Origin of the sequence: Rhodococcus sp. 05-340-2, from assembly GCF_002258915.1 — a bacterium.
Lineage (GTDB): Bacteria > Actinomycetota > Actinomycetes > Mycobacteriales > Mycobacteriaceae > Rhodococcoides.
The window spans coordinates 24227-35925 of record NZ_NOYU01000038.1 but is presented as its reverse complement, the minus strand read 5'-3'; the positions used below and the strand labels follow the sequence as shown (position 1 = coordinate 35925).

Annotated in this window: 16 protein-coding genes; 11 read left to right on the top strand and 5 right to left on the bottom strand. The window is 63.5% G+C overall.

From position 1 onward, the window contains the following. Positions 1 to 142 precede the first annotated feature (142 nt). Complete coding sequence (locus tag CH271_RS22765) at positions 143 to 652, bottom strand: TetR/AcrR family transcriptional regulator (RefSeq protein WP_256986510.1); 510 nt, start codon at positions 650 to 652, stop codon at positions 143 to 145. A 24-nt stretch (positions 653 to 676) separates the two neighbouring features. On the opposite strand from CH271_RS22765, the gene CH271_RS22760 reads away from it, so the two are divergent. Both CH271_RS22760 and CH271_RS22755 read left to right on the top strand, forming a co-directional pair. Beyond that, on the top strand, positions 677 to 1108 hold the full coding sequence (locus tag CH271_RS22760) for a PaaI family thioesterase (protein WP_094635082.1): 432 nt from the start codon (positions 677 to 679) through the stop codon (positions 1106 to 1108). Positions 1109 to 1147: 39 nt separating this feature from the next. Next, positions 1148 to 1606 (top strand): DUF6194 family protein, encoded by a 459-nt coding sequence (locus CH271_RS22755; protein ID WP_094634957.1) that lies wholly within the window; start codon positions 1148 to 1150, stop codon positions 1604 to 1606. On the opposite strand, the gene CH271_RS22750 is transcribed toward CH271_RS22755, so the two are convergent. From CH271_RS22750 to CH271_RS22740, 3 genes are read right to left on the bottom strand one after another with little or no spacing between them, the layout of a single operon-like run. Further along, entirely contained in the window at positions 1607 to 2506 is a 900-nt protein-coding gene (locus tag CH271_RS22750; protein WP_094634956.1) for a transketolase family protein, read from the bottom strand. Next, the gene (locus tag CH271_RS22745) at positions 2506 to 3186 is read right to left on the bottom strand and encodes a thiamine pyrophosphate-dependent enzyme (RefSeq protein ID WP_094634955.1); all 681 of its coding nucleotides are present in this window, start codon (positions 3184 to 3186) and stop codon (positions 2506 to 2508) included. The genes CH271_RS22750 and CH271_RS22745 overlap by 1 nt, the downstream gene beginning before the upstream one ends. 45 nt (positions 3187 to 3231) lie before the next feature. Further along, entirely contained in the window at positions 3232 to 3825 is a 594-nt protein-coding gene (locus CH271_RS22740) for a TIGR03086 family metal-binding protein (RefSeq protein WP_179274776.1), read from the bottom strand. A gap of 102 nt (positions 3826 to 3927) precedes the next feature. Between CH271_RS22740 and CH271_RS22735 the strand changes: the two genes are divergently transcribed. The 9 genes from CH271_RS22735 (at position 3928) to CH271_RS22695 (ending at position 10427) form a co-directional block, all read left to right on the top strand. Next, the gene (locus tag CH271_RS22735) at positions 3928 to 4860 is read left to right on the top strand and encodes a helix-turn-helix transcriptional regulator (protein WP_094634954.1); all 933 of its coding nucleotides are present in this window, start codon (positions 3928 to 3930) and stop codon (positions 4858 to 4860) included. Positions 4861 to 4985: 125 nt separating this feature from the next. Beyond that, a complete protein-coding gene (locus tag CH271_RS22730) occupies positions 4986 to 5357 on the top strand; it encodes a VOC family protein (RefSeq protein ID WP_094634953.1) in 372 nt (123 codons plus the stop codon). A gap of 21 nt (positions 5358 to 5378) precedes the next feature. Beyond that, positions 5379 to 5699, top strand: a complete 321-nt coding sequence (locus CH271_RS22725) for a hypothetical protein (protein WP_143546101.1) — start codon at positions 5379 to 5381, stop codon at positions 5697 to 5699. Between the two features lies 1 nt (position 5700). After that, on the top strand, positions 5701 to 6210 hold the full coding sequence (locus CH271_RS22720) for a putative immunity protein (RefSeq protein WP_094634951.1): 510 nt from the start codon (positions 5701 to 5703) through the stop codon (positions 6208 to 6210). A 39-nt stretch (positions 6211 to 6249) separates the two neighbouring features. Further along, positions 6250 to 6585: a hypothetical protein gene (locus tag CH271_RS22715; protein ID WP_094634950.1), complete on the top strand. Its 336-nt coding sequence runs from the start codon at positions 6250 to 6252 to the stop codon at positions 6583 to 6585. A 14-nt stretch (positions 6586 to 6599) separates the two neighbouring features. Beyond that, a complete protein-coding gene (locus CH271_RS22710) occupies positions 6600 to 7073 on the top strand; it encodes a GNAT family N-acetyltransferase (protein ID WP_094634949.1) in 474 nt (157 codons plus the stop codon). Between the two features lie 23 nt (positions 7074 to 7096). Further along, complete coding sequence (locus CH271_RS22705) at positions 7097 to 7852, top strand: class I SAM-dependent methyltransferase (protein ID WP_094634948.1); 756 nt, start codon at positions 7097 to 7099, stop codon at positions 7850 to 7852. A gap of 90 nt (positions 7853 to 7942) precedes the next feature. Further along, complete coding sequence (locus tag CH271_RS22700; protein ID WP_037195626.1) at positions 7943 to 8227, top strand: DUF1490 family protein; 285 nt, start codon at positions 7943 to 7945, stop codon at positions 8225 to 8227. A 19-nt stretch (positions 8228 to 8246) separates the two neighbouring features. Continuing rightward, a complete protein-coding gene (locus CH271_RS22695; RefSeq protein ID WP_094634947.1) occupies positions 8247 to 10427 on the top strand; it encodes a heavy metal translocating P-type ATPase in 2181 nt (726 codons plus the stop codon). Here CH271_RS22695 and CH271_RS22690 read toward each other — a convergent pair whose 3' ends face one another. After that, positions 10428 to 11678 (bottom strand): KasA/KasB family beta-ketoacyl-ACP synthase, encoded by a 1251-nt coding sequence (locus tag CH271_RS22690; RefSeq protein ID WP_373453594.1) that lies wholly within the window; start codon positions 11676 to 11678, stop codon positions 10428 to 10430. Between the last annotated feature and the right edge of the window lie 21 nt (positions 11679 to 11699).

Here is an 11699-nt window from a genome sequence, read left to right as displayed (position 1 = left end):
TGACCTGAACAACTTTACGAATCAGCAGGTCGCGCCACATCGGTCTGCGTGAGTATCTCCTCGTACATCTCGAGATGTACACGTGGTCGGACCGACGCGCGGTCTCCACCGCGAGGGCCTGACTCTCCGCCCGGGCGGGCGGTCACCGGTTTTCATCGGACGCGCCTGTCAGGTGACGGAGCATATCTGCCCGCGTGATGGCGAGCATCGCGTCGAGCATCGGTTGATCGACGATGCGTCGCTGCCGCAGTGACACAGCGCCGTTCATTGCCGCCCAGGCATTCAGAACCAATGCCCGGGGGACGACGTCGGTACCGGCGTCCTCCACCGCTCGCGTCACCGAATCGATGAGTTCTCCGAGTGCTGTGTCGATCCTTTTCTTCGCCTCGCCGACCGATGCGGACTCGGACTTGTCCACATCCGTCAGCGCCAGCAGTCGCAGCGCAAGTGGATTCTCGCGGTGGAACGCGATGTACCGATCGAGGAACTCGGCAACCACACGGACGGGGTCGACCGCGTCGACGGGTGCAGACATCTGCTCGACGTGAGTGAGCGCCGTTCGCCACGCCAAAGCCGCGTAGACGTCGACCTTGCCTGCCCCGAAGTTGGCGTAGATCGAACTCACTGCCACATCTGCTGTTGCAGTGAGCATCTCGATCGTCGTTCCGCGATAGCCGTGCCGAAGGAAGAGCGTCCGACCGGCGTCGAGCACAGCGTTGTGCGTTCGACGCTTCCGCAGTCACCGTTCGTGCAGCAACTGGGCATCGAGCTGGTCGACATCGACGAGGGCACAGCTCGACTGCGGCTGCCGTACCGCGACGAGCTGTCCACCGTCGGCCGGATGCTGCACGGTGGCGTGATCGCCGGCTGCATCGATATCGGGATCATGACCGCCGCATGGGCCGGACCCGCAGTGCCCGAAAAGCTTCGGGGCGTCACGGTCTCCATGTCTGTGCAGTTCATGGAGCCGGTGTATGCCGAGGGTGTCGACATCGTCGGTACTAGGATACACGCGGGCCGGAGCCTGAAGACGTGTCGAGTCGACATCGTCGGGACCGAATCCGGCCGCCTCGTCGCAACCGGTACGGGAACCTACAAAGTGGGCTGAACTCTGGGCAGAAGCTCCCGAACATGTGACGATCGATGAATGACACTCGACGACATCGTGAACTTGGTCGGCAGCTTCGAGGGCACCGTGACGCAGCGCCCTCGAGAGGGTGATGGAACTCCCGAACTCGCTTGGGGCGATGCGTTCTTCTACTACTCACCCGACGGGACGATCCCGACCACTCAGCCGTTCGCAACGATCGTGACCAAGAACTACCCGGGTGACGAGATGTCCCAACTGAACAGGCCAGGCGCGTTCCGCGTCAATATCGTTGCAGGAAAGCAGGAATTCGAGGAGATCCTGGGAGTGACGCCCCGCGAGGCGGCCGACGCACCCCAGGCAGACCGCGACGACGCCATCGCCGCCCACCCTCAGTACGGCACTGCCGGCTGGCTGTCGGTGGTCAACCCGTCTTCGCACACCGAGACACATGTTCGGGAACTACTGGACTCCGCCTACAACGTTGCCAAGAGCAGATACGAGCGACGCCGAGGCTGATCAGGCGAAGAAGTCGTCCATCGATCGGGACAGCCCATCGACATCCAGGCCGTTGGCCCGATCGTGTTCGGCCACTGTGCCGTACTTGCGGCGCTCTCCCGCCTCCACCCCGATTCCCAGCACGCGATGCCGCACATCGGCCAAGGCCCGATCGACCTGCAGCACTGACGTTCCCGCGAGATACGGCTCGACGATCATGATGTCCGGCGCCGTCAGCGTCTCTCGTAGAGTGGCACTGTCGAACGGCCTGATCGTCGACGCCTGCAGCACCGTCACGTCGCGCCCCGAGGCTGCGGCCAGAACCCGGTCCGTCATCGGACCGACGGAGATCACCGTTCCCGAATGTCCCCGCTGCAGAACGGTGAACGTCCCATCGGGCTGTCCGTACGGACGATCGTTGGACACCCCGTCGAGCCTGATGTAGACGCGATCGTCGGTGAACGCCGCGCTGCGCATCATCCACTCGACCTCGTCTACGTGCCCAGGAACGTGGACCGTCCACCCGCCCAGGGTGTCGAGGAGAGCGACATCTTGCTGACCGAAATGAGTCTCGCCGCCCTGCGGCCACCCGTAGGACCCGCCGGAGCTCACCAGGATCGCTCCGACGTCCTGATGCCCCAGATCGAGTTTCACCTGTTCGAAGGGCCGCTCGATCAGGAACGGCGGGAAGGTGTGCACTATCGGACGCATTCCGGCCAGGGCCAGACCACCCGCAACACCGATCATCGCCTGCTCTCGAATCCCGACGTTGATCACCCGCGATCTGATGTCGGGAGTGAGGTGCGGTTCGAGATATCCGACCCCGATCTCGGCCAACACCAACGCTGTTCGCTCGTTCTGCGCCAACAGTGGGGGCAGCAGACGGTAGAAGTACTCACGTTGGTCCAGCGATGCGCTCATCAGCTCTCCTTCTTTTCGACGTGAGCGACCATCACGTGCGGCCGGTCTGTGTGATCGGTGCGAAAGTCCTCGCGGAGAGCATCGTGATCTCGACCGTCGACGTCGGATGTGGACCACCCCTCGACCGCGAACCGCGACGCGATGCCGCCGGGCCACCCCAGCCCGGCAGAGTCGTTGTCGATCACCACGGCCGTCAGATTGCCCAAGTTCGAGCGCGCCGCGAATTGAATGGCCTCCATATTGCTGCCCTCGTCGAGTTCCGCGTCTCCGATCAGTACGAAGACCCGGGCCCTTCTCTTCTGAATACGCAGCGCGACAGCAGTTCCTGCGGCCAGTGCCAAACCGTGTCCGAGCGATCCCGAACCGATATCGACCCCGCGAACCAACGTGCGATCCGGATGATTGCCCAGCGGAGAGTGATAGCTGCCGAACGACGAGAGCTCGTTCGGCGTCAAGAATCCGCGCGCCGCAAGCACGGCGTAGTACGCCATCGGGCCATGCCCTTTGGACAGATAGAACCGATCACGGTCCGGGTCGTCGGGATTCGCTGGGTCGAGCCGCAGAATGTCGGAGTACAGCACCCACAGCACATCCAGTGTCGAAGTGGCACTGGTGCTGTGCTTCTCGTCGCCCGTCATCAGTGTCATGAGTTGCGGCAACTCGTCGAAAGTCATCTGCATGACCCCACCCTGCAACCTCGAGCGCACTCGAGGTCAAGCTTTCGGTTACACCCAACCCTCCGAGGAGCGGCCCGAGAAGTTCGCAAGGCGCTCCAAAGGCCCTGCGTCCGGGCGCGACTCCACGATAGGTCCGAACGGCACTCCCGGAACCCGGGCCTCCGCCGGCAGCATCGTTCTGAATTCTTCGGCCACCGGATGGACGAGAGCGGCATCGACTTGGGCCGACTGGCCTGTTGCCACCGCAAGATCCCATCCGTGCAGCAACAGCTCCCGGGCGTACCCCCACACCGCAGATCGACCCGGCACCGCGCCCCACGGAACCACGACGGGGGCGTCGAGCCTTGCGTCGTCGGCCCACGCCGCGCGCGCCTCGACCACAAGCCGGTCGAACGCTGTCACATCGTGATCGGCGGAGTACGGCGACACCGAGTCCGGGCTACCCAGTTCGGCGATCGCGATCAGCCTCGCCACCGTCGCGACGAGGTGACCTGCCAGCGTCCGGACGTCGAACTCGTCGCACGGGGTGGGAAGGTCGAGCTGTTCGGCTCGCACCGCACCGAGTAGCCCGCTCACCCATGCGGCGGACGTGAAATACACCTCGCGCGGATCTGTCTGTTGCGTGGTCTCGATGGTGTTCATTGTTCGGCCTTCCGTTCCGCGGCCGCCGTTGCGGCCTCCTGGACAGAAGTAAATCGGGTGAACATGACACCTTCTGTCATGTTTTGGTGAGAGACTTTTCGGGTGCGCGCAGACCGCTTGTTGTCCATCGTCATGCTGCTCCAACACCGGGGCAGACTGAATGCTGCCGACATCGCAGCGGAGCTCGAGGTATCGACGCGGACCGTATTGCGCGACATCGAAGCGTTGTCCTCGGCGGGCATCCCGGTCTACACCGATCGCGGTCGCGGTGGCGGCATCAGTCTGCTGCCCGGCTACCGGACCGAGCTGACCGGACTGACCGCCGAGGAGGCAACGGCATTGCTGGCCTCCGGCTCCGGACGAGTGGCGACCCCGGCGTTCGCGCGCGCGATGCGCAAAGTCGCCGCCGCGATACCCGAGGCGCACCGAGCAGCGGCAAGCACTGCATCACAACGGATTCTGGTCCGGCCCGACGGGTTTGCCTACCCCCACGAACCCGAGGACCATCTGCCGGAATTGCAGCGTGTCGTCGTCGACGGTAAGCGGATACGCGTGTCGTACCGCAATCGTGTCGGTGCGGTAGCCGAGAGAATCCTGGACCCCATCGGACTCGTGTACGCCGGTGATCATTGGTACCTGCTCGCCGCGCGCGACGGCACCGAACGTGTCTATCGAGTATCACGAATCGACAGTCTGGACATGCTCGACGAGTTCGCTGACCGCAGTGATGTCGTGGATCTGGAAGCGGCGTTCACAGCACACTGGAAATCCTTTCGCGCGAGTTTGGCCCACATCGAAATCACCTGCCTCGTGGACGATTCGCAGTGGATATCGTTGACGAAGAACGTGGTTCGAGTGATCAGCGACGACATGCAGGACGACGGACGGCACCTCGCAGTCATCGAGTTCTCCGGACACGATCACGCGACGGGAGCGCTGTGGCACTGCGGGCCCGGCGTCACTGTGTTGCAGCCGAATTCACTTCGAGACGAACTGGCCCAACACGCGAGGGCTACTGCGCAGTTGTACTGCTGACATTTCGCGGCCGGGCTCTTCTCGGTATGTGCGATCGGTGTCCACTATTTCTACGCCGATACGCTTTTCCGATTCTCGAGCCGAGTTGTGGACACTGAGGTCACCGCCGACCGTATTCTCATGACATGCCGCGAACACACCTCGCTGTAGCGGGGACGTCCATCGACTGCGCCGATCCGGTGCAACTCGCGCACTTCTATCTCGCGCTACTCGGCGGTGAGTTGTTGTGGGAGAACTCCGAGAGCGTTGGGCTTCGCACACAATCCGGCCTGTGCATCGTTGCGCAGAAAGTTGAGAACTACATCCCGCCCGTATGGCCCTCGACTTCCATCGTGCATTTCGACGTGTATGCGGGAGGGGACCTTGCCGGATCCGTCGCCTACGCAGTCGAATGCGGTGCCAGGGAAGCTGCAGAGCAGCCGGACCCCCGATGGCGAGTTCTCCTCGACCCCGCCGGCCACCCTTTCTGCATCACCACGGAGGTGTACGACAGTTGACGGGGGCAATAGCCTGAGATGGTGCGCAATCTCGTCGTCGTTCTGCTCCTGTTCGGATTCATAGTCGGATTGGTGCCGTTGGGCTGGTACCTGATCGGCGAAATGACGACGGACCCGAGCGACGTCGTTTACTACGGAAGCTACGAGCCGCTGTACGGAGCCACGATGAGCGATCAAGCCATGGACAAGTTGAATAGACAGTTCCCCTGCCGGTCGCAAGGAGTGTCTTCCACGTGGCTGTATGTAGTCCCCATTGCTACCGCAGCTCTCGGTGCGCTGACCGGAATCGTTCTCGGAAAGTTCGGATTCGCGCTCACCCGCAGACGAACTAGAGAGGTCTGAGGTGGCAGGGACTGCAGAAGTCGAACTGAGCCTCGACGACATTCGCCGCGTGACGGCCTTCGCAGCTACCTGCGCCCGACGGGCATTGCCGATCTACGAGATTGTCCACCCCGACGATGTGCGTCCACGCGCGGCGATCGACGGTGCCGAGACGTTTGCCGAAACCGGCCAGCGCACGGCAGCACTACGCCAACTCGCCTGGGCAGCACACAAAGCTGCCCGCGAAGTGCCGGCATCTGCGGCCACGGACGCCGCACTGTCCGCAATGCACGCCGCCGGTGCTGCCTTTCTCCATCCGCTGTACAGCCCACATCAGGTCAAACACATTCTCGGATCTGCCGTGCATCTGGTGCTCGCCGACCCCAAAGCTGCTGCAGAGCAAATCGAATGGGTTCGCAACCACGCCGACCCCGCCGTTCGAGCGGTTCTGGGAAGATTTCCGCCACCGCTTGCCGGGCGCTCGAGTTTCGGCATCGCCATGGTTCGACTCGATACCGAATTGCGACGCTGAGCCGTTGCCCATATCGGGGTGCGGTGACAGCATGGGAAGATGAACGACCGTCAACGTCGGTGGACTCGATATCTGCTCGGTATCTGGCTGACCTTGCTCGTGTTCTCGACGATCGCCGACATCGTGACGGAACCATCATTGTGGAACTGGACAAAGCTGGCAGTGCTGGCGATTGCCGCCCCGTGGCTCTGGCACCGACACGGCCGGGCCTGGCTGATGCCCGAGAAGATCGGACCCGAAGCTGTACCCGCCGGGGATGTCGAGGCAGTGGTCGCAGAGTCCGGCAGAACTGTCCACGCCATCAAAGCGCTGCGAGAGATGCATCCCGGTCTCGGTCTGCTCGATGCGAAGAATCTCGTCCAACCGGACCACTGACGGAGGACAAGGCGATGACATCGGCCAGCGGCACACGTGCAGTGCAGGATCCCGCCGAATTCATCGAGGCCGCAACTCTGTTGATCGATTTCAATCGTGAATACGACTACCCGGTGCCCGAAACTGATTGGCTTGCCACACATCTCGACACTCTGGTGAAGTCCGGCGACACCAGCGTGCTGACATTCGGGGCTCCCGCCATCGGGGTGGCCGTGCTGCGATTTCGGATCGGTACGCTGAGCGCAGACCTGGAGGCCTATCTCGCCGAGTTCTACGTCCAGCCCGGTCTGCGCGGGAAGGGTTACGGCACAATCTTTCTCGACGCCGTCATCGAGCACGCGCGCGGCAGGGGTGCCACCTACATGGACCTCAACACCTCCGAGGACGACGAGGCGGCGCGACACGTGTACGAAAAGCGTGGCTTCGACTGTCACGAAGGCCAGAACAAGGGACCCAAGGCTCTGTACTACGAACTCGAACTGGACTGACGCAGGAGATGTAGCCTGGTCATATGGTTAGCCGAGATAACAGCTCGACGTCGTTCGGGGCCGTCGCCGACGTGTACGAATCTGCTCGCCCCGACTACTCGTCGGCCGCGGTCGAATGGCTGCTGGAATCCGTTCTCGAGGCCGGCGAGCGTCCTCTTGTCGCCGATGTCGGAGCCGGGACCGGCAAGCTCACCCGCATCATCACCGCCGCCGGGTGCGATGCCGTCGCCATCGACCCTGATCCCGCCATGCTCGACGCCTTGCGCGACGCGGTGCCCGGCGTTCCCGCCCACGTCGGCACTGGCGAATCCCTCCCGCTGGACGACGGGAGCGTCGATGCCGTTCTGCTCGGACAGGCCTGGCACTGGGTCGAGCCAGTGGCCGCGTCAGCCGAGATCGGCCGGGTCCTCCGCCCGGGCGGCACCCTGGGACTGATCTGGAATATTCGAGACGAATCGGTGCCGTGGGTTCGGCGACTGAACTCGGTGGTCTCGCGCGGTGGAGCGCTGGCCATGTTCGACGACGGTCCACCACCGGTCGCAGAACCCTTCCATCAGCTCGACGAAGAGCGGTGGACGTGGTCGCGCACGGTGACCCGGTCCCAGTTGACCGACCTGGTCAAGTCGCGCAGCTTCTACATCACCGCGACCACCGATGAGCGCAACGGCATCGATCGGAATCTCACCGCACTGTTCGACGATGTGGGGTTGACGGGATCGACGACGATCGAACTGCCCTATGCAACAAGGGCGTTCCGCGCCACACGGCCGATCCGATAATTCTTCCCCCACTCCGGAGTCGCCACAGCCGAGCAAAACGAATATGATTCCCAATAAGTGGGTATCGGTTCGAGTTCGAGGAGCTACAACATGGCGTTTCCGATCATCGTCGCGAAGGCAGTATCGACGGTCGTGACAGGCGCAGTCGGCGTCGCCGCGTACAACGGTGCCAAGAAGCTGTACGAGAAGACTCCCGTCCGCAAGGCTGCGGTATCGGCAACCGAACTCGGACTTCGCGCCGCACGGAAGGCCGAGATCCACGCCGAGTCCGCACGTTTGGCCGTGTCGGATGTCGTCGCCGAGGCACGCGACCGGCTCGGCGAAGAAGTACCGCCGCCCTCGGCCACCGAAGTCGGCCACGGTCACTCGCACTGACCACGGCAGTCGACCGACTATGACGACGCTCGTCGAACACCCGCTCCGTGTGGCTCCCGACCGCGCGGACGGCATCGAAGTCTTGTCCGACGCTGCCGGCCGGATGCGGATTCGCGTCGACTGGCTGAGGTCGAGTCCAGGCCGCGCGGTCGCCGTCGAAGACCATGTGGACAAGATTCGCGGCGTGCGGGCCGTCCACGCGTACCCCCGCACCGCGTCGGTTGTCGTCTGGTACTCCCGCTCCCGCATCGACCGGGCCGAGCTGTTCGACGCGGTGAACGCGGGTCGCACGACCGACTGGGGATTGGTACCCGTACGTAGCCCACGGTCTGCGGACGTCACCAGCGGCGACGTCCTGCGAATGACTATAGGCGGGGCGGCCCTGGTCCTGCTCGGCTTCCGTCGCTACGCCTTCCGGCGACCACCCATCCTCGGCCCCACCAGCCGTGTCGTGGCCACCGGAGCCACCATCTTCACCGGCTATCCGTTCCTGAGAGGAGCACTCCGCTCGCTGGCCGGAAGCCGATCGGCCGGCACCGACGCGCTCGTCAGTGCGGCGACCGTGGCCAGTCTCGTACTCCGCGAGAATGTCGTTGCCCTGACTGTGCTGTGGCTGCTCAACATCGGCGAGTACCTGCAGGAGCTGACGCTCAAGCGCACTCGCCGCGCCATCTCGGATCTTCTGACCGGCACGCAGGACACCGCGTGGATTCGGCTTCCCGACGGTTCCGAGATCTCCGTCGATGTCGATCGGTTGGAGATCGGCGACGAGGTCGTCGTGCACGATCACGTCGGCGTTCCGGTGGACGGGACCGTCGTCGACGGGGACGCGGTGGTCGACCAGTCGGCGATCACCGGCGAGACATTGCCGGTGGCGATCGTCGCAGGCGACCGCATCCATGCCGGATCCGTTGTCGTCAGGGGCCGCATAGTCATCCGCGCGTCTGCGGTAGGCCGAGATACGACGATCGGCCGCATCATCTCCCGCGTCGAGGAGGCACAGGAAGACCGCGCTCCGATTCAGACTGTAGGAGAGAACTTCTCGCGTCGCTTCGTGCCCGCGTCGTTCATCCTGTCGGCCCTCACCCTTCTTGTCACCCGCGATGTCCGACGAGCGATGACCATGCTGCTCGTCGCATGCCCGTGCGCGGTAGGCCTGTCGACTCCGACGGCCATCAGCGCCGCCATCGGAAACGGTGCTCGCCGAGGGATTCTCATCAAGGGTGGATCGCATCTGGAACAAGCAGGCAGGGTCGACGCCTTCGTGTTCGACAAGACCGGAACTCTCACAGTCGGACGCCCCGTCGTCACCAATGTCGTGTCCTTCCAGGACGACTGGGAGCCGGAACAGGTGCTGGCGTACGCCGCCAGTTCCGAGATCCACTCACGGCATCCGCTGGCCGAGGCCGTAATTCGCAGTACCGAGGAACGCCACATCGTCATCCCTCCGCACGAGGAGTGTGAGGTGCTCGTGGGGCTCGGGATGCGCACGGTCGCAGATGGCCGGACCTTGCTGCTGGGCAGTCCTTCTCTACTGCGCGGCGAAAGTGTGGACGTGTCCGAGTATGCGGCCGACTGGGTTTCGCGACTTCAGCGGCAGGCCGAGACCCCATTGCTGCTCGCAGTCGACGGGGTGTTGGTCGGGTTGATCAGCCTGCGCGACGAGGTCCGGTCGAATGCTCTGGAAGTGTTGAATGCGCTCCGCGCCGACGGTGTGGAACGCATCGTCATGCTCACCGGAGATCACCCCGAGACCGCTGCGGCCGTAGCCGCCGAACTGGGCATCGCCGAGTGGCGAGCCGAGGTGATGCCCGATGACAAACTCGAGGCCGTCCGCAAGCTCCAAGAAGAGGGATACGTCGTCGCCATGGTCGGAGACGGCACCAACGACGCTCCCGCCCTGGCCGTCGCCGACATCGGAATCGCAATGGGATTGGCGGGCACCGATGTTGCCGTCGAAACGGCCGATGTAGCTTTGGCCAGCGATGATCTGACACGGTTGCTCGACGTTCGCGATCTCGGCCGACACTCGGTGTCCGTCATCCGACAGAACTACGGAATGTCGATCGCAGTGAACGCGCTGGGCCTCGTGGTCAGCGCCGGTGGAGCACTGTCTCCGGTGCTCGCCGCGATTCTGCACAACGCATCCTCGGTCGCGGTGGTCGGCAACAGCTCACGACTGATCCGATACCGAATCTGATCAGTAACGTCCGAAGGCAAGGGCGACGTTGTGCCCGCCGAACCCGATCGACGTGCTCAACGCGTAGTCGATCTTCTTGCTGCGCCTCGAACGAACGACATCGAGATCGATTGCAGGGTCCTGATTGTCAAGGTTCAGCGTGGGCGGTACCACCGAATCACGGATCGACAGCATCGTGAGAATCGCCTCCAGTGCGCCGACTGCACCGATGGAATGACCGAGTGCGGACTTCGGTGCGTAGACACACGCATGGCCGACAGTGGCGGCAATGGCCTTGGCCTCCGACAGATCACCTATCGGAGTCGCGGTTGCATGTGCATTCACGTGACCGATGTCCCGAGCACTCAAACCCGCTGCGCTGATTGCTTTTTCCATTGCCTTGCGAATTCCCCGACCCTCCGGATCGGGTGCCACGATATGAAACCCGTCCGAGGTGAGGCCGGCACCCAGCAGCCGGCCCTGAATCTGTGCACCACGAGCCACGGCATGCTGTTCCGACTCGACGATCAACAGCGCTCCGGCCTCCCCGAACACAAACCCGTCGCGATCACGATCGAAGGGCCTCGACGCGCGAGTCGGTTCGTCGTTGCGAGTGCTCATGGCACGCATCATCGAAAAGCTCGCGATCGGTACGGCATCGATATTCCCCTCGACGCCGCCCGCGATCACGACGTCCGCTTCGCCTGTTGCAACCAACCGCCACGCGTGAGCCAGAGCTTCCGAACCCGACGAACACGCCGATACCGGCGTGAACACCCCCGCACGGGCTCCGACCTCGAGCCCGATGTGAGCTGCAGGCCCATTCGGCATCACCATCGGCACCGACATCGGCGACACCTTTCGGTATCCACCTGCCCGCATCGCATCGACGGCCCCGATCAACGCGTCACCGCCACCCAACCCGGTGCCCACTGCCACGGCGAGTCGATCCGGATCCATATCCTTCAGCCCTGCATCACGCCAGAGTCGTCGTCCGAGCACTACCGCCAGCTGCTCGACGAAGGACAGTCTCCGCTGCTCCACGCGGGTCAGATGATCGGCCAGTGCCATCTGCAACACCCCGCCGATGCGAACAGGAAGGTCGTAATCCGAGACGAACGCACTCTCGAGGGGGCCGATCCCGCTGCGACCGTCGAGCAAGCACTCCCAGGTGGTGTCGGCGTCGTCCGCCAGCGCCGTCGTCGCAACGTACCCGGTGATGACTACGTTGCGCCGCGTTTGTGTAGCGATCGGTTCACTCATGGTGTTCATGAATACATGTAGCGACCGGTA

Coding starts and splice junctions, on each gene's coding strand:
- CH271_RS22730 (WP_094634953.1), top strand. CDS start 4,986: ATGCCGCGAACACACCTCGCTGTAGCGGGGACGTCCATCGACTGCGCC.
- CH271_RS22765 (WP_256986510.1), bottom strand. CDS start 652: ATGCTCACTGCAACAGCAGATGTGGCAGTGAGTTCGATCTACGCCAAC.
- CH271_RS22700 (WP_037195626.1), top strand. CDS start 7,943: ATGGCGTTTCCGATCATCGTCGCGAAGGCAGTATCGACGGTCGTGACA.
- CH271_RS22755 (WP_094634957.1), top strand. CDS start 1,148: ATGACACTCGACGACATCGTGAACTTGGTCGGCAGCTTCGAGGGCACC.
- CH271_RS22695 (WP_094634947.1), top strand. CDS start 8,247: ATGACGACGCTCGTCGAACACCCGCTCCGTGTGGCTCCCGACCGCGCG.
- CH271_RS22740 (WP_179274776.1), bottom strand. CDS start 3,825: ATGAACACCATCGAGACCACGCAACAGACAGATCCGCGCGAGGTGTAT.
- CH271_RS22690 (WP_373453594.1), bottom strand. CDS start 11,678: ATGAACACCATGAGTGAACCGATCGCTACACAAACGCGGCGCAACGTA.
- CH271_RS22750 (WP_094634956.1), bottom strand. CDS start 2,506: ATGAGCGCATCGCTGGACCAACGTGAGTACTTCTACCGTCTGCTGCCC.
- CH271_RS22745 (WP_094634955.1), bottom strand. CDS start 3,186: ATGCAGATGACTTTCGACGAGTTGCCGCAACTCATGACACTGATGACG.
- CH271_RS22710 (WP_094634949.1), top strand. CDS start 6,600: ATGACATCGGCCAGCGGCACACGTGCAGTGCAGGATCCCGCCGAATTC.
- CH271_RS22715 (WP_094634950.1), top strand. CDS start 6,250: ATGAACGACCGTCAACGTCGGTGGACTCGATATCTGCTCGGTATCTGG.
- CH271_RS22705 (WP_094634948.1), top strand. CDS start 7,097: ATGGTTAGCCGAGATAACAGCTCGACGTCGTTCGGGGCCGTCGCCGAC.